Raw genomic sequence first — 20,846 nt, 5'->3', positions numbered from 1 at the left:
TTCCATGGCCATCAAAGCCACCATTCATAAAGCCCAATTGCAAATTGCCGACATGGACCGCGGCGTTTATGCGGACCACAGTGTGATCATCGCCCGCCATCCCTCCGAAACCGACGAGCGCATGATGATACGTTTGCTGGCGTTTGCGCTCAACGTGCCGGCCGATGACAAGCGCGGCCGCCTTGAATTCGCCAAGGACTTGTGGGATGTGGATGAGCCCGCCTTGTGGCACAAGGATTACACCGATGCAGTGTTGCACTGGATTGATGTGGGCCAGCCCGACGACAAGCGGCTGTTGCGCGCTGCGGGCCGCGCGGAACGTGTCACGGCAATCAGTTTTTCCAGCAGTACCCCGGTGTGGTGGAAAGGCATTGAGACCAAAGTGACACGCGCTTCCAATCTGGTGGTGTGGCAGATCGAGGCGGCTCAAAGTCAGGCGCTGGCCAAATTGGCCGAGCGGGGCATGCAATTGCAAGTCACGATTCAGGATGGCACGGTGTGGATGAGCAGCGCCACCGATTCGGTAGAAATCACGCCCCGCAGGCTGACAGCCGGCAACTAATCGCCAGCCTATTCAAGCTTGAAATTTCATCGCTCAGCATGAGCCTGCGACGTATTAAATAGCTGCTCGCGCCTGTCAGTCGTGCGCCAGCGCTATTGAATACAACGACGAAACCAAATATCTTTTTGCCGTGATCCGTCAGGTCTTGGAACCTTCAGCTTCTTGTAGCGATCGCCACATCACTTTGCCCGCACCGCTTTTCGGCAGCGCCTCCACGAATTGAACGACGCGCGGATATTTGTAGGCGGCCATGTTTTCTTTGCACCAGCTGATGATATCGTCTTCCGTGACCCGGCCTTTGGCCTCTGCACGCAACACCACCACGGCCTTGACCGTTTCACCCCGGTAGGCGTCGCGGGTGGAGATGATGCAGGCCTCCTGAATCGCCGGGTGCTTGAACATCAAGACCTCCACTTCGGCGGGCCAGACTTTGAAACCCGAGGCGTTGATCATTCGCTTGAGCCGGTCGGTGATAAAGAAATAGCCTTGCTCGTCCACATGACCCAAGTCGCCGGAGCGAAAGAAACGCTTGCCGTCCAGCTCGATGAAGGCGGCGGCTGTGGCTTCGGGGCGCTTCCAGTAGCCCTGAAAATTCTGCGGCCCGCACATGATGATTTCGCCTTGCTCGCCCTGTGGCATTTCCTCCAGTGTTAGCGGGTCAATCACACGCGCCTCGGTGCTGATAAACGGCACGCCGAGGCATTGTTGCTTGGTGGCGTCGGGCGGGTTGCTGTGCGAAGGCGCAGCCGTTTCGGTCAGACCATAGCCCTCGGCAAAGCGTAGCCCATATTGTTCCCACAAACGCTGGGCGACGGCTTGCGGCATCGCGGCGCCGCCGCCGCCGATATAGACCAGGCTGCTCAAGTTAAAGCTCGCAAAATTGGGGCTGGCCAACAAATCAATCACCATGGTTGGAATATTGGTCCAGTGGGTCACGCGCCAGCGCGAGATCAGGCGCCCAGCCAATTCCCGGTCCCAGCGCGGCATGATGACCAGGGTGGATCCGCCGTAAATCGACGCGTGCATGACCGACACCATGCCCGTGATATGAAACATCGGCACCACGGACAGGACGACATTTTCGAACGTGCTGTTGCCCCACAGGCAGCTGGCCACTGCGTTGTGCATGAGGCTGGCGTGCGTGTGCATGCAGCCCTTGGGCAGGCCGGTCGTGCCGCTGGTGTAGGGCAGCACCGCCAGATCCTGCGGCGTGACGGTGTGCGCGGGCAATCCGTCAGCGCTGTCGCCTCGATTGGCAAGCGCATCCGTCCAGCTCATCACTGCCCCCCCCTCCAGGGCGGGTGGCGCGTGGCGGGTGGCGAGCCAATCGCGCCAGGCTTCGGGCATGTCGCTCCCGCTGCCTGCATTGCGTGCCGTCATGCTTTGGTCGTTTCCGTCGAAGGCATCGCTGTAGTGCGTCACGATCAGGTGTTTCAGCCGGTCTTCGGGTGCAAGCTGGGCGTTGGCCTTGGCCAGATCGGGCGCGAGGTCGGCTGCGGTGATGGCGACTTTGGCATCCGGGTCCGTGATGTAGTGTTTGAGCTCTTCCGCCCGGTTCATCGGATTGACGGGTACCACCACGGCATTGGCGCGCAATATTGCAAAGTGCGCAATCACCCACTGCGGACAGTTCTGCATATTGAGCACCACACGGTCGCCCTTTCGCACCCCCAATCGGTACAGCGTGGCAGCCAGACGCTCCGCTTGCTGCAGCACTTCGGTGTAACTGAGTACGCGGTCGAAAAACACCAGCGCGGGTTTATCGGGGAAGCGAAGCGCGCTCACCGCCAGGTTGTGCCATAGCGAGGTAACGGGCGGCGAGATGGCGCGCGGCAAGCGTTTAGGCCAAACCTGGTAGTGCAGGTTGTGCGCCGCCGCCGAAAGGGGTGCCGTGAGGTCGGCTCGGGAAAGAGTAGACAAAGAAGGGCTCCGGTAAAACTTTAATCTTAAGAGCCTACCTTGAGTCTGGCCAACTCACATCCGGGAAGCTCCTAATAAAACAGTGTCACCTGAGTGACCTGGCAGTCTACGATAACGAAAAGCCATCGCTTTTTTGATGCGCCGAGGGTACTTTTTATGCTCAACCTGCGGCTTCACAGGCGCGCTCTGCTTTTGCGGCAGAGCACCACGCGCCAGCGCTCAGTGATCATGGCGGTGGTGGGCATCCGGGTAGTGTGCGTGACTGTGATTCATCGGTTCATGCCGGTGGCGATGAGAGTGCGTCCCTTCCATCGCCGGCTCATGCGGGTGCAAATGGTGCTCGTCGTTGTGCGCATGCAGGTGCTCGTGTTCCAGCACTGAATGGGGGTGCGCATGGGCATGGTGTTCGGTCAGATGCAACCAGATGCCAAGGGCCATCAGAAATGCCGCAGCGATCAATTGCCATGTGAGGGGTTCGGCCAGAAAAATCACTGAAAACAAGGCGCCCACAAACGGAGCCGTTGAAAAATAAGCGCCCGCCCGCGACGCCCCCAGGTGCCTTAAAGCCACTACAAAAAGAGTGAGGCTCACGCCATAAGCGACGAAGCCCACCCCCAGGGCGGCCGACAGCTTGAACGCGCCCGGCAACGGGGCCCCCAGCATAAAAGCTAGCAGCAAATTCGATGTTCCGGCCACCATCCCTTTCACGCAGGCGATCCAGGACGCGTCGGTCAGCGCCACCTTGCGCGTAAAGTTGTTGTCCAGCGCCCAGAAAAAGCACGCGAGCAGGACGGCAAACGCGGGCCACAGCGAAGCGAGGGAGGGACTTGCCGTCGCTTCGTTGGTGGGCCAGCTTAATAACAAAGCGCCCGCCACAATAGCGGCCATGCCGATGGCGATGCGTTTGTCCACGTTCTCCTTGAACAGCCCCCACGCCAAAAGTGCCGTCAATACGGCTTCGGCATTGAGCAGCAAGGCCGCGTGACTGGCCGGCAGCGCGGACAAGCCGAACAGCAAGAGTACCGGCGCAATCCCGCCGCCGCAGAGCACTGCCGCGAACAGCCAGCGCATTTCACCCGGATTCAGGCGGGGCCGTGCGGCGCCTTTTAATCCGCGATAAATGCTCAAGCCAAGGCCGGATCCCAGATACAGAAGTCCGGCGAGCATCCAGGGGCTCATCTGGCCAAGCAGCCATTTCGCAAGCGGCGTTCCCGCACCAAACAAAAAGGCCGAACCGAAAGCCGCCAGAACGCCAGGCTGCCAAGCGGCAATTTGTAGTTTCAATTCACGGTCTCCGGTCTAACTAATCTGATGACATTCGGTCTTCATTAAAGATCTTATTTTAATTCCCGTCATGCAATTCAGGAGCGGAACAAGGCTTTAGAGCAGCGTGTTGTGCGCCTCCACGACTCGCTCCGGGTCGAACATGACGCAGCTGATTACCCCTCTACGGTACCCAGCGGCCAGGAATTAATAACTTGCCGGAACTTTTTTGACTTATCCCCTATCATTTACACATGCGTTTCCTGCTCCTCGTCCTGCTAACCACCTTGCTGCTGTTGCGCGGTTGGGTCGGCGACGCGATGGCCACCGAAATGGCAGTAGGGCAACTGCCGTTTCACGCGACCACTTCTAAAATCATAGCTGCGCACCCTCATGGAGCGGGCGCATCGGAACATTTTCACCACGAAGTCGGCGCTTCGGAAGCTTTTATGTCGGCTCACGCGACCCAGGCCGCGCATCACTGTGCGGAGCCCGCCTCCTCCGATCCTGCTTCAAAGGCGGCCAGTGCCGATTGCGGATCTTGCGCATTTTGTCAGGCTTGCAACACGGTCGCGCTGAACCACGCGACACCCGAACTGAGCACTGGTTTGACCCAGCGCTCGCTGCCTCATTCTGCAGCTATTCAATTTGCCAGTGCTGAAGCCGCACTCGGCCAAAAACCGCCCATTTCCTGAATCCCAGGCCCGTAATGGGTCTGCACTTGCTTCCGGCACGGTCTTTCAGAAGACCGCCCTGCCCGGATCTCGACAATTTTTCTTAATTGTCCCAGTCGTATTTCAGGAGTTTTTCGTGACCTTTCCTTTTATTTCAAACCGACCCGCGGGTCTGGCTTTGCTCGCCGTGCTGGCTTTGCCCGCCTGGGCCAGCATCGCCTACGGCCAGCTCGCACGCTACCCCAAACTGGACCCACAACCCACCGCACAAGCGGCAAATCCAGACACACAGATTCCTGCAGCGACCTACCAATCGGTATTGGCGGGCCTCCCCAAGGGGGTCGAGCAGACCAGTCTGGACTGGAAGAAAGCGAATGCCGACGTAGGCCAGTTCAAAAACGGTTACGTCGACTTGTTGAAGTGGGAGCAAGCTCAAAGTGCGCAACCCGCCAAAGCCCCGGCACAAGACCTGGTCCGTCCCTCCGGCGCGCCCCGCGCACCCCAATGATGAGGACCCGCATGAGCAACTCAACAAAAAAGCGGCCCGACCCTTCCTTGCGACTGACTGTCCTAACGGCGTTTGTGTTGGCCCTGACAGGCTGCGCGGTCGTTCCCCTTGATGGCGGTGTCAGTGGGCTGCAGCAATTGGCTGAGAGTAAAGCGGTCGGCTTCGGCAACGCCGCCGTGCCGATCGCCCGCCCGGGCGTAGATTCGACCGCAGCCGTTAACGACCTGCTGAAACGACCGCTGACTATGGAAGCGGCGGTACGCATTGCCTTGATGAACAATCCGGCCTGGCAGAATTCATTGGCCAGCGCGGGCGTCGGCATTACCGACGCCATGCTCGCCAACAGCCCCGCGAAACTCAAGGCGGCGCAGGACATCACGCTGCTCTCGGCCGAAGCACGCAAAGCCTGGGTCAACGCGGTGGCTGCAGCGCAAACCGCCCGCAATATGGCCGAAGCCAAAGAAGGCGCTGAGGCTGGCGGCGAACTGGCCAGGCGCATGACACGGGTCGGCAACCTGAGCAAGCTGCAGCAAGCGCGCGAGCAAGCTGCGCTGTCCGACGCAGCGATTCAACTGGCGCGTGCGCAGCAAGCCGCTTTCAGTGAGCGCGAAAAGCTCATCGTCGTGATGGGCTTGTGGGGGCCGCAGGTCAGCTTCGAGTTGCCCGGTAAGCTGCCTGATCTGCCGGCGCAGGCGCGGGACCTGCCGGACATCGAAGCCCAGGTCACGAAAGAGCGGGTGGATCTGCGCCTGGCCGTAACCGAGTGGCGCCGGCAACTGGCCGCGCCCCCGCCATCCAGCGCTGATGCGCTGTGGGACGCCATGCGCGACTCCGCCAAAGTGCGCGAACTGGCGGTTAAAACCCGCAGCGAAGCCAGGCAGGTCTACAACGACTACCGCACCGCTTATGACCTCGCGCGGCATTATCAAGATGAAGTGGTGCCGCTGCGCAAGTTCATCACCGATGAGGTGGTGTTGCGCTACAACGGCATGCTTTTGAGCGTGTTTGATCTGCTGGCCGATACGCGCGCCCAAGTACTCAGCGTGAACAGCGCCATTGAAGCCCAACGTGATTTTTGGCTGGCCGAGGCCGACTTACAAACCGTGTTGGCAGGTACTTCCGTTGGCAATTCTGCCCTCTCTGCTCGCGGCGCTCCCACAACGGCCGCGCAGTGACGCGCCCCCTCGCAACACTCCAGGACTCCTTAATGAATCGACGAAATTTTTTCGGTGGCGCAGCGCTTAGCGCTGTTGCAGCCGCTTCCGTTAGCCGGGCGGCCCTGGCCGCCTTGCCAGAACCGGTTTTCATGACCAAGGCCGACACGGCACCGCCGCTCACGCCCGAAACCGGCCGGCCTTACAACCCGGTCGTCACCCTCAATGGCTGGACGCTGCCTTGGCGAATGAACCAGGGCACAAAGGAATTTCACCTGGTGGCCGAACCGGTGGTACGCGAAATGGCGCCCGGATTTAAGGCTCACATGTGGGGCTACAACGGCCAGAGCCCCGGGCCGACAATTGAAGTGGTGGAAGGCGACCGCGTGCGCATTTTCGTGACCAACAAGCTGCCCGAGCACACGTCCATGCACTGGCACGGCCAACGCTTGCCTAACGGGATGGACGGGGTTGCGGGCCTGACGCAGCCAGCCATTCCCGTTGGCAAAACCTTTGTGTACGAGTTTGTCGCGCGTCGCCCCGGCACCTTCATGTATCACCCCCACGCCGATGAAATGACGCAAATGGCGATGGGCATGATGGGCTTTTGGGTGACTCACCCGAAAGGCAAACACCCACTGATCGACGAAGTGGATCGCGATTTCGTGTTTTTACTGAACGCCTACGACATTGATCCGGGCAGCATGACACCCAAAATCATGACCATGCTCGACTTCAATCTATGGTCGTGGAACAGCCGGATTTTTCCAGGCATCGACGCGCTCAACGTGCGCAAGGGAGACAAAGTGCGTATCCGCATGGGCAACCTCACCATGACCAACCACCCGATCCACCTGCATGGCCATGAGTTCAAGGTCACGGGTGGCGACGGCGGGCCGTGGCCGATGGCTGCACGCTGGCCGGAAGTCACAACCGATGTAGCGGTGGGTCAGATGCGGCAGATTGAATTTCTGGCCGACGAGGAAGGCGACTGGGCGCTTCACTGCCACAAGAGCCACCACACCATGAACGCCATGGGCCACAACGTGCCCACCACGATTGCAGTGGACCATCGCGGCCTCGTCAAACAACTGCAAAAGGTCATGCCCGACTACATGATGATGGGCGAGCGCGGCATGGCGGACATGGGAGAAATGGAAATGCCCATCCCTGACAACACCGCCCCCATGATGACCGGCACCGGTCCCTACGGTAGCGTGGAGATGGGAGGAATGTTTAGTATGCTGAAAGTGCGCAAAAACCAAAAGCCCGGCGATTACACAGATCCCGGCTGGTACAAGCAGCCGACCGGCACGCAAGCCTACGCGTGGACGGGTGCGCTGCCGGCCGCGACACGACCCAAAGAAAGCGGCATGGCCGTGTCAGCCGAATCAGCGCGTCCCGGCACAGAAGTTGAAATTCGCAAACCCTCGGGCCCGATGGTCCATTAACCCCTAGAAAAAGTAAATTCCTTGAAAAATACTATTAAATTTATCGCTGCGGGGGCCATGGTGGCCTTGGCCACAAACACTTTTGCGTCAGGCAATCACCTTGGCGGGCATGACCTGGAGACGATTGGCAAACCGGGGGTGTCCTCTAAAGTCACCCGAACCATCCAGGTCGATATGACCGACGCCATGCGCTTCACCCCGACCAATATTTCAGCCCGACAAGGGGAAACTGTTCGCTTTGTGGTGAAGACCTCGCGCGCGCTGACTCATGACTTCGTATTGGGAACCGCGAAAGACCTCAAGGCCCATTACGAACTGATGAAAAAGAACCCTGAAATGGAACATGAGGACGCGAATATGCTGACCGTCAAGCCTGGCGAAACCAGTGAGATGCTCTGGCAATTCACCAAAGCGGGTAGCGTTGATTTTGCTTGCCTTCACCCTGGACATTTTGATGCGGGCATGAAAGGCAGCATCGCCATTTCACCAAAGACGCGAAATTTGAAATTAGCTTCCAAATAACCACTTGAAAGAAAGCAACATGAAAACTTTTAAAAACGCCACCCTCACCGCCTTGTTCGCTCCGGCAACCCTGGTCTCTACCAGCTTGCTGGCTCAGCCAACCATGGACATGAACGGCTTGAAGGGAAGCGGCATGGCGATGGAAATGGACGCCAAGGGCGCGGCCATGACCAACGGTGAGGTGAAGAAAATCGACAAGGAGACTCAAAAAATTACCCTCAAACATGGTCCCATTCAAAATATGGAAATGCCCGGTATGACCATGGTTTTTAAGGTCATGGACGCTTCCTTGCTGGACACGGTTAAAGTGGGTGACAGGGTCAAATTCAACGTTGAGAAACGCCAAGGTGCCATGGTGGTCACCGCGATCGAAATTGCCAAATAAATCAACCGGGTAAGTGGTGGGGCGGGCGCTTCTGCAGCGGGAACAGCCATCATTGGAAGCCGCTTTCCCACTCCTTTCATTTTTCGAAAACGTAAGTTGGTATTCAGGAGAACTTTATGCAAAGAAGGTTGTTCGTTCAAAACATCGCAAGCCTGGCGGCGGCTTCAGTCGTAGTGGCGCCCTTGATGGCGCAAACAAAACCTATGGTCGAAGTCTGGAAAGACCCGGACTGTGGCTGCTGCAAGGACTGGGTCAGTCATCTGGAAGCCAGCGGCTTTCAAGTCAGTCTTCACGACAGCGGCAACTCGGCGGCCAGAACCCGGCTGGGCGTGCCTGAAAAGCTTGGCTCTTGCCACACCGCCCAGATAAGCGGCTACGCCCTGGAAGGACACGTTCCGGCCCGCGAAATTCGCAGACTGTTAAAAGAACGGCCACAGGCCATCGGTCTGGCCGTGCCCGGCATGCCGGTTGGTGCACCTGGTATGGATGGGGCTGTCTATGCCGGGCGCAAAGACCCGTATGACGTGCTTCTTATCCAACGGGATGGCAGCACCCGTGTCTATCAAAGCTATCACCGCGCCTGACAGGGGCGTGTTTAGATCGACTATCTTCCCCGGAACGCATCGTGACAGGACTGGCAGGTACCGGAGGTGGCCCTGAAGGCTACTTTCAGGTTGTCCAGATTGCCGGTTCTGGCCGCGGCATCGAGCTTGATAACTTGTGCAATCATCTTCTCGGAGGAGTCAGCAAACTTAGGTTGCTGGGTCCAGATCGAAGGCTTGGCACGCGTTTCCCCCTTGTCAGTTCCTGCCGCAAAAGCAGGCCATGGCAGCTTGGCCATCGCAAGTACGATATCCGCATTTTCTACCGCCGCTTTGGCGTCATAAGGTTGGCGGCCGTTGACCATATTTGCTAGGCGAAAGAAATGAGTCGATAAAACGCTCATGGTGGCTCGTCTGTACTTGATGGCGTCCTCTGCTTTTGCAAATTGTGCCGATGCGGGGAAAGTTGCCAAAGCAGCGAATAACGCCAGAATGAGGGAAGCAATAGTTTTCATCGTTTTTTGTTCGATTTTCGGAAAAAAAGTTCCTTCAGTTTGAAGCGTCCTTTTCATTATTCGACCGCCTTGTTAAAGCGCGCCCCCTCCGGCTCATGCTATGGTTTGCGACATGCCAAAAACGATTCGCTACACCCTGCTGTCGCTGCGCGATCTGGCCGTCTCCGCCGGTCCTTTCATCGTACTGGCCGTGACGCTGCTGGTGCTTGCCTACTGGTGGCTGGACCCGAACCCGCCAAAGCGCGTCGTACTGGCCACGGGCCCAGCGCAGAGCGCGTACGAGGAATTCGGCAAGCGTTACGCCCACCTTCTTGCAAAAGACGGTATCGACGTCGTCTTGCTGCCGTCCGAAGGATCGGCCGCCAATTTGCAGTTGTTGCGCGAAGGCAAGGCGGATCTCGGATTTGTTCGGGGCGGCACCAGCGAGGCCGGCGTTGCAGGCGACGACAAGCTGGAATCTCTCGGTAGCCTGTTCCTCGAACCCGTGTGGCTGTTTTACCGGGAGGAAGCGGCTCGCAAGGTAGCACCGGCAGCGTCCGCGGACAGCGGGGGGTCGACGTTAAGTTCGCTCACCCAATTGCCCGGCTTGCGCGTCAACGTTGGCACGCCAGGCAGCGGGGTGCCCAACCTGATGACCAAATTACTGGAAAGCAACCACATTGACGCCAGCACCCTGAAACTCTCGCAACTCGAGCAGACTCCGGCTACGGTCGCCTTTCTGGCGGGGGACCTGGACGCCCTCGTGTTTGCCTCGGCGCCTGAATCGCTGATGGTGCAAATGCTGCTGCAAACACCCGGCATCAAGCTCATGGATTTCGCGCAAAGCGAAGCCTACTCCCGACGTTTTGCATTTTTAAGCCCTGCCGTGCTGCCGCGTGGCGTGGTCGATTTGGCCAGCGATATTCCGCCGCAAGACGTTCACCTGGTCGCCCCCACCACCACCCTGGTGACCCGGACCAGCACCCACCCAGCGTTGCTGCAGCTGTTTGCCCTGGCCGGCAACGAGATTCACGGCAGCGCCGGCTGGTTCAAGCGTGCGCGTGAATATCCCAACGTCAGAAACAACGAATTGCCTATCGCCAAAGAAGCTGAGCGCAGCATTCAGACCGGGCCGCCGCTGTTGCAGCGTTATCTGCCTTTCTGGGTCGCCAATTTCGTAGAGCGGATGTGGCTCGTGATGGGCATCATCATCGCCGTGCTGCTGCCGCTGTCACGCATCGTGCCGCCGCTGTATGAGTTTCGGGTACGTTCCCGCATTTTCAAATGGTACGGCCAACTGCGAAACATTGAGAACCGGGCCGAGGACGGAAAAGACACCAGCCCGCTGTTAGAGGAGCTGAACCAGCTCGAAAGCCGCGCTGAAAAAATCAGCGTCCCGCTGTCCTATACCGATGAGCTGTACGCGTTGCGAAACAACATTCAACTCGTGCGGCAGAAACTACAACGGCAGTAGCCCATATCCAACTGCAGGGCCATTGCAAGGCTATTGCACGACTGGCTCAAGTTGCCGATACACCTCATTTGAGACGCGCGCCAATTCCTTGCGGTCGGCAGCGCCAGACAAGGCATAGCCAAAGTTCTTGTCGACCCAATAAAAAACGTTGACCGAACCGTCTTGCCCAAACTTGAAGGCTGTCTCGCGCCCTGCCGCTTCCCGCGTGACATACAAAGTGAGCCGCTGGCCACCGGCTGTGGTGTACATGAACTGCGCCACCGGCCCCTTTTCTCCGGGCAACAGACGGCCACCCACCAACTCGTAACCAATCCCCTTTAAGGCAGGAGGATGCACGGGTGTACCGAGCCGTTTGGTCAGCCAGGTGACGAGGGCCTGTTCCTGGTCTGCGCCCACTTCCACCGGATGGCGAACCTCGGGGCTGTAAACCACGTGCGCCACTGCGGCGCGGCGCGCAAAGCCGGGCAAATTATCCACGTTGCCGACAAGTTGTGAAGCGGCGCTTCCCGCGGCAAGGGGTAGCGCGTCGTGGTCCATGGCGCCACGCACAAACCAGGCTGAGCTGGCACTCACCACGGCAAGCGCCACACCCGCCGCCAAACTTCGCCAAGGCCATGCCGTGACCAATGGTTTCAGAGGCAGCCGAAGTGGCAATGCTTCGCGCATGACCGGATCAAGCCACTCACAAAGCAGCTCGTTTTGCCGTTGCCAATCCTGCACACGCTGGCGCTCGCCGGGGCGGCTGGCCAGAAATTGCTCGATCTCGATACGGCGTGCCGGTAGCAACTGCTGATCCACATAAGCATGCAGATCAGCTTCGGTGATGGGCGCCGAACTACTCGATAAGGTGAGTTTTATATCGTCCATAAATTACTTAACGCGCTGGATTTTGCTGATCACTTCGCGTCCCTCCATTTCAGCGCGCAAACGCTCGCGCGCTCGGGAAAGGCGCGACATCACAGTGCCCACCGGCACGCCCAATGCCCCCGCTACCTCCCGATAACTCAACTCTTCAACGCCTACCAACAGCAGAACCTCTCGCTGCTCGTGCGGAAGGCGCTGCAAAAGCCGATCAAGGTCACGCATCTCAAGCCGGTCCGTTTGCGTGGCGCGCTCGACCAACTCCGGTACCTCATCACCCGCGCTGTCTTCGGGGCGCGAACGCAGAGACCGCGTGCGGTCGACAAACGCGTTGTGCATGATGCCAAACATCCACGCGCGGATCTCACCGCGCTTTTGCCACATCGAGAACCGTCCCCAGGCCCGCTCCAGCGTGTCCTGTACAAGATCATCGGCCCGATCGCGGTCCGCAGTCAGCCCCCGCGCATAACGGCGCAGGCTGGGAATGCAGGCCACGATATCGGTTTCGTCTTGAGCGAGCATGGGTCAGAGTGGGAGCAACCGGACAGCGCTGCAGCTTTAAGGCTTCACGACGTGCCAGACGTCCTTGAAGTTGTCGCCCATCTTGTCACCCGACTTGGCATCGGCAGAATAGAGATATACCGGCTTGCCTTTGTAGGCCCACTGTTTTGCGCCGTCGTCCCGGGTCAGGATCGTCATTTCATCTGCGGGCTTGGCATCAGCAGCCGCCGTGACGGCAGGCCACAATGTCGCGCAAGGGCCGTTGCACATGCTCTTGCCGCTCCCTGCAACATCCTTGTCGAAGGTGTAAACCGTCATGCCCGAGGTGTTAACCAGCATGCCGCCAGCGCCTTTAACCGCCATGTCCGCCTGGGCAAAAGTGGACACTACCGCGAGGAGAGACACAGCCAGCGTAGAAATCAAACGAGTCTTCATAATGTTTTTCCTTAAACAAGTTAAAAAAATAGGGGAGCCACTGCGGTAGACGCACAACTAGACCCCTTTATTCCCGTTGCACTGAATATATGTGAAAAATTTTGCGCTTGAATCGAACGCCCCGGCAATTCCCGGACCACGGTTCTGGGCAACTAAAGTCGTCAACATCTGCACCTGAGAAATGCCCGCGCGACCGCAAAGCAATTTGATAAAAAGGTGATCAATCAATCAGTCTAGTGCGTACTTGCTTTGTGCCTGCTCCGCGCTTTTCGCCCGATGGTGGCCAAGCCGAAGCTCGGTGTCCATTACTCGAAGCTGCCGGAGTCGGAAATGCGGCGGGCATAGACAGCGAGCACAATGCGCTCGGAATGCACCAGGTATTCGTTGAGGGTGGTGGCGCTTTCCTGCAGCTTGCCCGCTTCGAACAACTCAAGGATCTTCACGTTGATCTCGATATACGGTGCGTGCAAAAACTCCGGATCATTGAGCAGACCAAAAGCCAGCCGCAATTCGGCCAGGAGGTGCGAGAACATGACATTAAGCCGCTCGCTGTCGGCCAACTCGACGATGGCCATGTGAAATTCCATGTTCGCCGTACCCGCCCCCAGCCAGTCGGCGACGTCGCGGCATTTGAGCGCCATCTCGACGGCCTCGCGCATGTGTTTCTTGGCCGGATGGCGCGGGTAGGCCTGCGCCAGGGCCTGGCACTCGATCAGGCGACGCACGCGGTAGATGTCGATGATGGAGGCAATACTGGGGATTGCCACCGATACGCCGCAATTCGGTGCATGCCGCACCAAGCCTTCCTTGGTGAGGATACGGAAAACCTCGCGCAAAGTATTTCGGGATATCTCCAGACTCGCGCTCAGAGCCGCCTCAGACAGACGCTGGCCGGGTAAAAACTCGCCTTTCACGATCTTCTGGCGGATCAGATCGGCCGTACGTTCATTCAGTGTCAGCTTGTTTGCCGGGAGTTTTGGTGTCATACCTGAAAAAAAAGTTACGGCAGTACGCAGCGCTGTCGAAGATTCGCGGCTCTCAAGCCGAAGTAGATTGCGCTTTTTACCAGATTTCGACCGCAGTACACCTGAATTTCTTTGCCGAATGCCTGTCGCTGCTGGAATTTTGACAACTTTTATAAGGGTTTACACGGCTGTCTGGGTTGCACTATTGCTGAGCATAATTCACGGAATGAGGGGTAATATTTTTTATATTGTTAGATTAAAAAATACTATTGTTCGACAATACATTGTTTATCAGTAACCGATATTTCATTTATTGTTCACAAGCTGGCATGAATTTTGCTAAATTTATCGAGTTGACGAGCGCGAAAAGTCAGCACGAGGACTGGATTTTTACAGGTACAAGGAAAGATCAACATGATTAGTGGTGTCAATCTGTGGCCGCTCATTGGGGTAGCCGTCATCATCGCGGGTTTCATCCTGCGTTTTAACCCCATGCTGGTCGTGATCATCACGGCCATCGCGACCGCCTTCGCGGCCGGTTTTCCTCTCGACAAAATACTGACCACCATCGGCAACGGGTTCATCAAGACCCGCAACCTGCCGTTGATCATCTTGCTGCCGCTGGCGGTCATTGGTCTGCTGGAGCGCCACGGACTGCGCCAACATGCGCAGAGCTGGATCAGCCGCATCAAGTCGGCCACCGCCGGTCGCCTGCTCCTGATTTACCTAGGCGCACGCCAGCTTACTGCCGCCATCGGTCTGACTAGCCTGGGCGGGCATCCGCAAATGGTGCGTCCGCTGCTGGTTCCCATGGTCGAAGGCACGGCCGAAGTGCGCTACGGCAAGCTGCCCGAGCCCATTCGCTATAAGTTACGCGCCTATTGCGCGGCCACCGACAACGTCGGCCTGTTTTTCGGCGAGGATCTCTTTGTGGCGTTCGGCGCTATCGTGCTGATGACCACCTTCCTGCACGAAGCGGGCATCGATGTCGAGCCGCTGCACGTCGCTGTATGGGGCATCCCGACGGCGATCTGCGCCTTTGTCATTCACGGCTGGCGACTCCATCGCCTGGACAAGATGTTGTCGCGTGAACTGACGCAACTCGCGCCACGCTCCGGCCCGGATGGCGCTGCCAGCGCAACGGCCAAGGGAGTCTGACCATGATTTTTTCCATTCAATACCTGTACTACCTGGTCGGCGCTATTTTGCTCATCACGGCGGGCATGACGCTGGCCGACGCTGGCCATCCAAAGCGCTATTCAAGCGCCTTGTTCTGGGCGCTTTATGCCTCGGTTTTCCTGATCGGGGAGCAATTGCCGCCCATGTGGGTCGGCACGGGCGTGGTCGTCATGGCCTTGATTGCCGGCTTCGGCGGCGTTGGCGCGGGTCGCCACCGCGAGCGCACGACCGAACAGTACCTGGCCAGCGCCAAGCGGCTGGGCAACAAGCTGTTCATGCCGGCACTGGCGATTCCGCTGGTCACGGTCATTGGCACCTTGTCGGCCAAGTACCTCAGTGTCGGCGGCCTGCCCCTGATTGATCCAAAAAACACCACGCTGGTAAGTTTGGGCATCGGCTGCGTCATTTCGTTCGGGTTGGCCTGCTGGCTGACGAAGGAAAGCCCGGTGCAAGGCATCCGCGAATCGCGCCGCCTGACTGACGCGCTGGGCTGGGCGCTGGTGCTGCCGCAGATGCTGGGCATGCTGGGCCTGGTGTTCTCGGACGCAGGCGTGGGCAAGGCCGTGGCCTTTGCCACCACCAGCTACATCAACATGGACATCCGGTTTGTGGCCGTGGCGGTTTATGTCATCGGCATGGCGCTGTTCACCGTGGTCATGGGCAACGGTTTTGCGGCTTTCCCGGTGATGACCGGCGGTGTGGGTGTGCCCATTCTGGTGGGCGTGTACCACGGTAATCCTGCCGTCATGGCCGCCATCGGGATGATGTCGGGCTACTGCGGCACCTTGCTCACGCCCATGGCCGCCAACTTCAACGTCGTGCCCGCCGCGTTGCTGGAGCTACCCGACAAAAATGCGGTCATCCGGGCGCAGGTTCCGACGGCGCTCACCTTGCTGCTGGCCAATGTCTTCTTGCTATACTTTTTGATGTTCCGCTAACCAGGACGCACCATGCCAGTCGCTGCCCCCCTGCGTATTTTGCTCACCGGCTTCGAGCCCTTCGAGCGCGATTCCGTCAATCCCTCCTGGGAAGTGGCGCACGCGCTGGAGGGCTGGTCGTGTGAAGGTGCCACGGTACATGCCGTGCAATTGCCTTGCGTCTTTGGCCGCGCCATCGAGCGTCTGGATGAGGCGCTGCTTCAGTGGCAGCCGCAGTTGGTGCTGGCACTGGGACTGGCGGGCGGGCGCAGCGAAGTGTCGCTGGAGCGGGTCGCCATCAATGTGGACGACGCCCGTATTACCGACAATGCGGGCCAAAACCCGGTTGATACACTGGTGGTGCCTGACGCGCCTGCGGCCTACTTCTCGACACTGCCCATCAAAGCCATCGTGCGTGACTTGCGCGCGGCCGGGTTGCCCGGTGTGGTCTCCAACACGGCGGGCACCTTTGTTTGCAATCATATTTTTTACGCCTTGATGCACCGCCTGGCCAGCCAGCCGGCCTTGTCGCAAACGCGCGGTGGCTTTATCCACCTGCCTTATCTACCTGAACAAGCGGCCCGCACCCCGGGCGCGCCCAGCATGGCGCTGGTCAACCAAATTGAGGCCCTGCAGGTGGTGATCCGAACCGCGCTGGTCGTGCGCCAGGATGTGCGCGAGACCGCAGGCCAATTGCACTGACAAACGCTGCCCGGTCCAGCAGCCGCGCAGCCTTTTTGGAGAGCCCTATGAAAATGGATCTGAATAGCGACCTGGGTGAGAGTCTGGGCGCATGGCGCATGGGCGACGACGCCGCGATGCTGAGTATTGTGAGCAGCGCCAACGTGGCCTGCGGCTTTCACGCCGGCGACCCGGCCGGGATACTGCGCACGCTGCGCCAGGCGCACGCCAACGGCGTGGTGGTGGGGGCGCATGTAGCCTACCGCGACCTCGTCGGTTTTGGCCGGCGCAACATGGACGTGGCAAGTGCCGACCTGATCGCTGATGTGATCTACCAGATCGGCGCACTCAAGGGTCTGGCCGCTGCAGCGGGCACCAGCGTGCGTTACGTCAAACCCCACGGCGCGCTCTACAACACCATCGCCCACGACGCCCGTCAGGCGAACGACGTCATCACCGCCATCCGCGAAGTAGACCCCCGCCTGACGCTGGTGGCGTTGGCGGGCTCGCCGCTGCTGGGCTGGGCGCAAGCGCAGGGTCTGCGCGTGGTGGCCGAAGCTTTTGCAGACCGTGCCTACACACCGGCGGGCGCGCTGGTGTCGCGGCGCGAACAAGGTGCCGTGCTGCATGACGCCGACCTGATTGCCGAACGCATGCTGCGCCTGGTTTGCGACGGGGTGATCGAAGCCATCGACGGCAGCCGGGTAAGTATTCAGGCCGATTCGATTTGTGTGCATGGCGACAATCCCGACGCGGTGGCCATCGCCCGCCAGGTGCGTGCACGCTTGACGCAGGCGGGCGTGGTCATCGAATCGTTTGAAGTGGCGGCGGCATGATGCGGTTTTTGCCGGTCAACTTGAACGCCTTGCTGGTCGAGTTGGACAACCTGGAGCAGACCCTGGCCCTGCTGGCTTCGCTCAAGGACGAGCCGATCGCCGGCATTGAGGAGTTGGTGCCTGCGGCCCGCACCATCTTGATCCGCTGGCGTCCGACCGCCTGCAGCATGGCCGACCTGGTGCGCGAGATCGGGCAGCGCGATGTCAGCGCCCGTGCCCAGCGCAGCGCTACGCTAATCGAGATTCCCGTGCATTACACCGGCGAAGACCTGGCCGATGTAGCCCAGCTGCTGGGCATCACGCCCGAAGAAGTTATTCGCCGCCACACCGGCAGCGAGTACACGGTCGCCTTCACCGGCTTTGCGCCGGGTTTTGCCTACCTGAGCGGCGGCCACCCCAGCTTCAACGTGCCGCGCCGCAGCACGCCGCGCACGCGCATTCCTGCGGGTGCGGTCGGCCTGGCGGGCACCTTCAGCGGCATCTATCCGCAGGCCAGCCCAGGCGGCTGGCAGATCATCGGCGTCACGCCCACGGCGATGTGGGATCTCGCGCGTGAAGTACCCGCGCTGCTGCAGCCCGGCTACCGGGTAAAGTTTATCGATATCGCTACTATTTCAAGCGCTCAAAATACAAAAGCAACAGAGGCTGGAAGTCAAAAATTCTTGGCGTCTTTGGCATCGCAAAGTCTCACCCACGTGCTGGGCGACGCCGCGCTGGAAGTCCAGTCCCCCGGCCTGCAGACCCTGTTTCAGGACCTGGGCCGCAGCGGCCAGGCCGGGCAAGGCGTGTCGGCCTCCGGCGCCATGGACCAGACCGCGCTCAAGGTCGCCAACCGCCTGGTGGGCAATGCCTCGGACAGCGCCGGTCTGGAAACCGCCGGCGGCGGCCTGTGCCTGCGCAGCCGCGGCGACACAGTAGTGGCCGTAACTGGCGCCGATGTGCCCCTCACCGTCACCGTCACCAGCGCCAACGGCCATCGCTGGCAGGCCGCGCGTTACCAGCCGCTCGCACTGGCCGATGGCGACACCCTGACGATGGGCCCACCTCAGGCCGGTCTGCGCACCTATCTGGCGGTGCGCGGCGGTTTTTCCGTGCAGCCGGTGTTGGGCAGTTGCTCGACCGACACGCTGGCTCATATCGGGCCCCCGCCTCTAGTGGTCGGCGACGTGCTGGCGATCCGGCCGGTTCAGCATGGGGCGGTGGTGGGCCTTCGCGAGGAACCGCCCACCGACCTGCCGACGACGCAGCAGGTAGTCACGCTGGACGTGGTGCTGGGGCCGCGCACCGATTGGTTCACAGCCGAGTCGCTGGAGCGCCTGCACAGCCAGCCATGGCAAGTGACACCGCAGTCCAACCGCGTCGGCATCCGTTTGTTGGGCGAAGTGGCGTTGGCGCGGGCCGTGCCGGATGAATTACCCAGCGAAGGCACTGCGTGGGGGGCTATTCAGGTGCCCCCGAGCGGCCAGCCGGTGCTGTTTCTGGCGGATCATCCGCTCACCGGCGGCTATCCCGTGATCGGCTGCGTTGCAACCTACCACCTGGACCGGGCCGGGCAGATTCCGATCCATGCCTGGGTCCGATTTAACCCCATCCGCGACTTTGAGCCGACCACGACCGGGGCGCGCGACACCGCTTGCCCCACCGACAATTGCTAGAGACTCGTCATGAAAAAAGTTTTGATTGCCAACCGGGGCGAAATCGCCGTCCGCATCACCCGCGCTTGTGCTGATTACGGCGTCAAATCCGTGGCGGTGTATGCCGATGCCGACCTCGGCGCCCTGCATGCCCGCATGGCTGACGAGGCCTATGGACTGGGCGGCGACCGCCCCGCCGACAGCTATCTGAACATCGAGAAGCTGCTGGCCGTGGCCGTGCGTAGCGGGGCCGACGCGGTGCATCCCGGCTACGGTTTTCTGTCCGAAAGCGCCACGTTTGCCCAGGCGGTGATCGATGCCGGCCTGCTCTGGATCGGCCCGTCGCCCACCGCGATTGCGCGCCTGGGTGACAAGGTGCAGGCCCGCAAGATAGCGCTGAAAGTAGGCGCCCCGCTGGTGGCCGGCACGACAGAGCCCGTTAAAGACGCCAGCGAAGTGTTGGCCTTTGCCGAGCAGCATGGCCTGCCGGTCATCATCAAAGCGGCGTTTGGTGGTGGCGGTCGCGGTATGAAAATCGCGTGGCGCATGGACGAGGTGGCCGAGCTTTTTGAATCTGCCGTGCGCGAGGCCATCACCGCGTTTGGGCGCGGCGAGTGTTTTGTCGAGCAGTTCCTGGACTGCCCGCGTCACATCGAGGCCCAGGTACTGGCCGACACCCATGGCCATGTAATCGTGCTGGGCACGCGCGACTGCTCGCTGCAGCGGCGCAACCAAAAGCTGGTCGAGGAAGCGCCCGCGCCGTTCCTGAGCGACGCGCAGCGCAGCCGCATCCACCAGGCGGCGCACGACATCTGCACCGAAGCCGGCTACACCAACGCCGGCACGGTCGAGTTCCTGCTCAGCGGCAGCGGCGCCATCTCCTTCCTCGAAGTCAACACGCGCCTTCAGGTCGAACACACCGTCACCGAGCAGACTACCGGCATCGACCTGGTTGTCGAGCAGTTGCGCATCGCCGATGGCCACGCGCTGACCATCACCGAGACACCGGCACCACAAGGCCACGCCTTTGAGTTCCGCATCAACGCCGAAGACGTGGGACGTGGCTTTCTGCCGTCGCCGGGTCTGGTCACGATGTTTGCACCGCCGTCGGGTCCGGGCGTGCGCGTAGACGCCGGCGTCGAGTCCATGTCCACCGTGCCCGGCACGTTCGATTCTCTGATGGCCAAGCTCATCGTCACCGGCGCCACCCGCCAGCAGGCCATAGCTCGTGCGCGCCGGGCGCTACAGGAGTTCCGCATCGAAGGCGTCGCCACGGTGTTGCCCTTTCACCGGGCGGTCATGGCGCACCCGGATTTTGTCTCCGAAGAACCTTTCAAGGTCCACACGCGCTGGATCGAAACCAACTTTGCCAACACCGTGGCCGCCGCCGCCCGCGCTGAACCGGTCCCGGACGCCAGCCTCTTTCGCACCGCGATGGAAATCGACGGGCGCCGTGTCTCCCTTGGCCTGCCCGCCGAACTGTTGCGCGGCATGCTGACACCCCAGAGCAGCGCAGACGGCGCACCTGCAGGCCCGGCTGAAACCACCGAAGATAGCGACGCCGTGGCATCGCCCATCGCCGGTACCTTGCAGTCATGGAGCGTGGCTGACGGCAGCGAGGTCAACAAGGGCGACGTGATTGCCGTCATGGAAGCCATGAAAATGGAGCTGCAGGTCACCGCCCATCGCAGCGGGCGCATCACACTGCAGGCCCGGGCCGGCAGTTACCAGTCCGCAGGCGCGAGTCTGGCCAGCATTGAATAACCCGGGCAGGGGCCAGAAGGACAGGCGCCGCAGGTCTCTATGAACGACGCCTCAAAGCCGCGAGGATTTACCGGGTGCCAAAGGGAACCATGCAGCCAGACGTCATGCTGAAGATTCAAAACAG

At 60.2% G+C, this 20,846-nt stretch carries 23 protein-coding genes; 16 read left to right on the top strand and 7 right to left on the bottom strand.

From position 1 onward, the window contains the following. Nucleotides 1-4 precede the first annotated feature (4 nt). Nucleotides 5-562, top strand: coding sequence for a YaeQ family protein (locus tag HHJ16_RS12775; protein WP_296901149.1), 558 nt, complete (start codon nucleotides 5-7; stop codon nucleotides 560-562). A 138-nt stretch (nucleotides 563-700) separates the two neighbouring features. Here HHJ16_RS12775 and HHJ16_RS12770 read toward each other — a convergent pair whose 3' ends face one another. Both HHJ16_RS12770 and HHJ16_RS12765 read right to left on the bottom strand, forming a co-directional pair. Beyond that, nucleotides 701-2,482, bottom strand: coding sequence for a long-chain fatty acid--CoA ligase (locus HHJ16_RS12770; RefSeq protein ID WP_296901148.1), 1,782 nt, complete (start codon nucleotides 2,480-2,482; stop codon nucleotides 701-703). Between the two features lie 219 nt (nucleotides 2,483-2,701). Next, nucleotides 2,702-3,766: a DMT family transporter gene (locus HHJ16_RS12765; RefSeq protein ID WP_296901146.1), complete on the bottom strand. Its 1,065-nt coding sequence runs from the start codon at nucleotides 3,764-3,766 to the stop codon at nucleotides 2,702-2,704. A gap of 233 nt (nucleotides 3,767-3,999) precedes the next feature. On the opposite strand from HHJ16_RS12765, the gene HHJ16_RS12760 reads away from it, so the two are divergent. From HHJ16_RS12760 to HHJ16_RS12730, 7 genes are all read left to right on the top strand, one after another. Further along, a complete protein-coding gene (locus HHJ16_RS12760; RefSeq protein WP_296901144.1) occupies nucleotides 4,000-4,440 on the top strand; it encodes a hypothetical protein in 441 nt (146 codons plus the stop codon). Nucleotides 4,441-4,555: 115 nt separating this feature from the next. Then, nucleotides 4,556-4,927: a hypothetical protein gene (locus tag HHJ16_RS12755; protein WP_296901142.1), complete on the top strand. Its 372-nt coding sequence runs from the start codon at nucleotides 4,556-4,558 to the stop codon at nucleotides 4,925-4,927. An 11-nt stretch (nucleotides 4,928-4,938) separates the two neighbouring features. Continuing rightward, the gene (locus HHJ16_RS12750) at nucleotides 4,939-6,102 is read left to right on the top strand and encodes a TolC family protein (protein WP_296901140.1); all 1,164 of its coding nucleotides are present in this window, start codon (nucleotides 4,939-4,941) and stop codon (nucleotides 6,100-6,102) included. 32 nt (nucleotides 6,103-6,134) lie between these two features. Further along, on the top strand, nucleotides 6,135-7,532 hold the full coding sequence (locus tag HHJ16_RS12745; protein WP_296901139.1) for a copper oxidase: 1,398 nt from the start codon (nucleotides 6,135-6,137) through the stop codon (nucleotides 7,530-7,532). Nucleotides 7,533-7,553: 21 nt separating this feature from the next. Further along, a complete protein-coding gene (locus HHJ16_RS12740) occupies nucleotides 7,554-8,054 on the top strand; it encodes a cupredoxin family protein (protein WP_296901137.1) in 501 nt (166 codons plus the stop codon). Between the two features lie 19 nt (nucleotides 8,055-8,073). Next, nucleotides 8,074-8,439: a copper-binding protein gene (locus tag HHJ16_RS12735; protein ID WP_296901135.1), complete on the top strand. Its 366-nt coding sequence runs from the start codon at nucleotides 8,074-8,076 to the stop codon at nucleotides 8,437-8,439. A gap of 185 nt (nucleotides 8,440-8,624) precedes the next feature. Beyond that, nucleotides 8,625-9,023 carry a DUF411 domain-containing protein gene (locus tag HHJ16_RS12730; RefSeq protein ID WP_296901326.1) on the top strand — a complete coding sequence of 133 codons (399 nt, stop codon included), beginning with the start codon at nucleotides 8,625-8,627 and terminating at the stop codon, nucleotides 9,021-9,023. Between the two features lie 20 nt (nucleotides 9,024-9,043). On the opposite strand, the gene HHJ16_RS12725 is transcribed toward HHJ16_RS12730, so the two are convergent. Then, nucleotides 9,044-9,496 (bottom strand): cytochrome c, encoded by a 453-nt coding sequence (locus tag HHJ16_RS12725; protein WP_296901325.1) that lies wholly within the window; start codon nucleotides 9,494-9,496, stop codon nucleotides 9,044-9,046. 112 nt (nucleotides 9,497-9,608) lie between these two features. Between HHJ16_RS12725 and HHJ16_RS12720 the strand changes: the two genes are divergently transcribed. Further along, nucleotides 9,609-10,949, top strand: coding sequence for a TAXI family TRAP transporter solute-binding subunit (locus HHJ16_RS12720; protein WP_296901133.1), 1,341 nt, complete (start codon nucleotides 9,609-9,611; stop codon nucleotides 10,947-10,949). A gap of 30 nt (nucleotides 10,950-10,979) precedes the next feature. On the opposite strand, the gene HHJ16_RS12715 is transcribed toward HHJ16_RS12720, so the two are convergent. The 4 genes from HHJ16_RS12715 to HHJ16_RS12700 all read right to left on the bottom strand — a co-directional run bounded on the left by HHJ16_RS12715 (nucleotide 10,980) and on the right by HHJ16_RS12700 (nucleotide 13,732). Then, entirely contained in the window at nucleotides 10,980-11,816 is an 837-nt protein-coding gene (locus HHJ16_RS12715) for an anti-sigma factor (RefSeq protein WP_296901131.1), read from the bottom strand. Between the two features lie 3 nt (nucleotides 11,817-11,819). Then, nucleotides 11,820-12,332: a sigma-70 family RNA polymerase sigma factor gene (locus tag HHJ16_RS12710; protein WP_296901125.1), complete on the bottom strand. Its 513-nt coding sequence runs from the start codon at nucleotides 12,330-12,332 to the stop codon at nucleotides 11,820-11,822. 36 nt (nucleotides 12,333-12,368) lie between these two features. Then, nucleotides 12,369-12,746 carry a hypothetical protein gene (locus HHJ16_RS12705; protein ID WP_296901123.1) on the bottom strand — a complete coding sequence of 126 codons (378 nt, stop codon included), beginning with the start codon at nucleotides 12,744-12,746 and terminating at the stop codon, nucleotides 12,369-12,371. 305 nt (nucleotides 12,747-13,051) lie between these two features. Beyond that, the gene (locus tag HHJ16_RS12700) at nucleotides 13,052-13,732 is read right to left on the bottom strand and encodes a GntR family transcriptional regulator (RefSeq protein ID WP_296901122.1); all 681 of its coding nucleotides are present in this window, start codon (nucleotides 13,730-13,732) and stop codon (nucleotides 13,052-13,054) included. On the opposite strand from HHJ16_RS12700, the gene HHJ16_RS12695 reads away from it, so the two are divergent. From HHJ16_RS12695 to HHJ16_RS12665, 7 genes are all read left to right on the top strand, one after another. Further along, the gene (locus tag HHJ16_RS12695; protein ID WP_296901120.1) at nucleotides 13,726-13,875 is read left to right on the top strand and encodes a hypothetical protein; all 150 of its coding nucleotides are present in this window, start codon (nucleotides 13,726-13,728) and stop codon (nucleotides 13,873-13,875) included. The genes HHJ16_RS12700 and HHJ16_RS12695 overlap by 7 nt on opposite strands. A gap of 250 nt (nucleotides 13,876-14,125) precedes the next feature. After that, complete coding sequence (locus HHJ16_RS12690) at nucleotides 14,126-14,869, top strand: DUF969 domain-containing protein (protein WP_296901118.1); 744 nt, start codon at nucleotides 14,126-14,128, stop codon at nucleotides 14,867-14,869. A 2-nt stretch (nucleotides 14,870-14,871) separates the two neighbouring features. Further along, nucleotides 14,872-15,828, top strand: a complete 957-nt coding sequence (locus HHJ16_RS12685; RefSeq protein ID WP_296901116.1) for a DUF979 domain-containing protein — start codon at nucleotides 14,872-14,874, stop codon at nucleotides 15,826-15,828. A gap of 12 nt (nucleotides 15,829-15,840) precedes the next feature. Continuing rightward, nucleotides 15,841-16,509: a pyroglutamyl-peptidase I gene (gene pcp / locus HHJ16_RS12680; RefSeq protein ID WP_296901114.1), complete on the top strand. Its 669-nt coding sequence runs from the start codon at nucleotides 15,841-15,843 to the stop codon at nucleotides 16,507-16,509. A gap of 47 nt (nucleotides 16,510-16,556) precedes the next feature. Then, nucleotides 16,557-17,324, top strand: coding sequence for a 5-oxoprolinase subunit PxpA (locus HHJ16_RS12675; RefSeq protein ID WP_296901112.1), 768 nt, complete (start codon nucleotides 16,557-16,559; stop codon nucleotides 17,322-17,324). Beyond that, on the top strand, nucleotides 17,324-18,979 hold the full coding sequence (pxpB, locus tag HHJ16_RS12670) for a 5-oxoprolinase subunit PxpB (protein WP_296901324.1): 1,656 nt from the start codon (nucleotides 17,324-17,326) through the stop codon (nucleotides 18,977-18,979). Before HHJ16_RS12675 ends, pxpB begins: the two co-directional genes overlap by 1 nt. 9 nt (nucleotides 18,980-18,988) lie before the next feature. After that, nucleotides 18,989-20,722, top strand: coding sequence for a biotin carboxylase N-terminal domain-containing protein (locus tag HHJ16_RS12665; RefSeq protein WP_296901110.1), 1,734 nt, complete (start codon nucleotides 18,989-18,991; stop codon nucleotides 20,720-20,722). Nucleotides 20,723-20,846: the final 124 nt, after the last annotated feature.

The sequence above is a fragment of the Polaromonas sp. genome, assembly GCF_012927485.1.
GTDB lineage: Bacteria > Pseudomonadota > Gammaproteobacteria > Burkholderiales > Burkholderiaceae_C > Polaromonas.
The sequence above is the reverse complement of the archived record's forward strand: the minus strand, read 5'-3'. Positions and strand labels throughout refer to the sequence as shown.

Bases quoted from the DNA above. Each gene is read 5' to 3' on its own strand.
- HHJ16_RS12700 (WP_296901122.1), bottom strand. From the start codon at position 13,732: ATGACACCAAAACTCCCGGCAAACAAGCTGACACTGAATGAACGTACG.
- HHJ16_RS12735 (WP_296901135.1), top strand. From the start codon at position 8,074: ATGAAAACTTTTAAAAACGCCACCCTCACCGCCTTGTTCGCTCCGGCA.
- HHJ16_RS12685 (WP_296901116.1), top strand. From the start codon at position 14,872: ATGATTTTTTCCATTCAATACCTGTACTACCTGGTCGGCGCTATTTTG.
- HHJ16_RS12705 (WP_296901123.1), bottom strand. From the start codon at position 12,746: ATGAAGACTCGTTTGATTTCTACGCTGGCTGTGTCTCTCCTCGCGGTA.
- pcp (WP_296901114.1), top strand. From the start codon at position 15,841: ATGCCAGTCGCTGCCCCCCTGCGTATTTTGCTCACCGGCTTCGAGCCC.
- HHJ16_RS12690 (WP_296901118.1), top strand. From the start codon at position 14,126: ATGATTAGTGGTGTCAATCTGTGGCCGCTCATTGGGGTAGCCGTCATC.
- HHJ16_RS12750 (WP_296901140.1), top strand. From the start codon at position 4,939: ATGAGCAACTCAACAAAAAAGCGGCCCGACCCTTCCTTGCGACTGACT.
- HHJ16_RS12725 (WP_296901325.1), bottom strand. From the start codon at position 9,496: ATGAAAACTATTGCTTCCCTCATTCTGGCGTTATTCGCTGCTTTGGCA.
- HHJ16_RS12745 (WP_296901139.1), top strand. From the start codon at position 6,135: ATGAATCGACGAAATTTTTTCGGTGGCGCAGCGCTTAGCGCTGTTGCA.
- HHJ16_RS12665 (WP_296901110.1), top strand. From the start codon at position 18,989: ATGAAAAAAGTTTTGATTGCCAACCGGGGCGAAATCGCCGTCCGCATC.
- HHJ16_RS12710 (WP_296901125.1), bottom strand. From the start codon at position 12,332: ATGCTCGCTCAAGACGAAACCGATATCGTGGCCTGCATTCCCAGCCTG.
- HHJ16_RS12775 (WP_296901149.1), top strand. From the start codon at position 5: ATGGCCATCAAAGCCACCATTCATAAAGCCCAATTGCAAATTGCCGAC.
- HHJ16_RS12730 (WP_296901326.1), top strand. From the start codon at position 8,625: ATGGCGCAAACAAAACCTATGGTCGAAGTCTGGAAAGACCCGGACTGT.
- HHJ16_RS12760 (WP_296901144.1), top strand. From the start codon at position 4,000: ATGCGTTTCCTGCTCCTCGTCCTGCTAACCACCTTGCTGCTGTTGCGC.
- pxpB (WP_296901324.1), top strand. From the start codon at position 17,324: ATGCGGTTTTTGCCGGTCAACTTGAACGCCTTGCTGGTCGAGTTGGAC.
- HHJ16_RS12675 (WP_296901112.1), top strand. From the start codon at position 16,557: ATGAAAATGGATCTGAATAGCGACCTGGGTGAGAGTCTGGGCGCATGG.
- HHJ16_RS12715 (WP_296901131.1), bottom strand. From the start codon at position 11,816: ATGGACGATATAAAACTCACCTTATCGAGTAGTTCGGCGCCCATCACC.
- HHJ16_RS12720 (WP_296901133.1), top strand. From the start codon at position 9,609: ATGCCAAAAACGATTCGCTACACCCTGCTGTCGCTGCGCGATCTGGCC.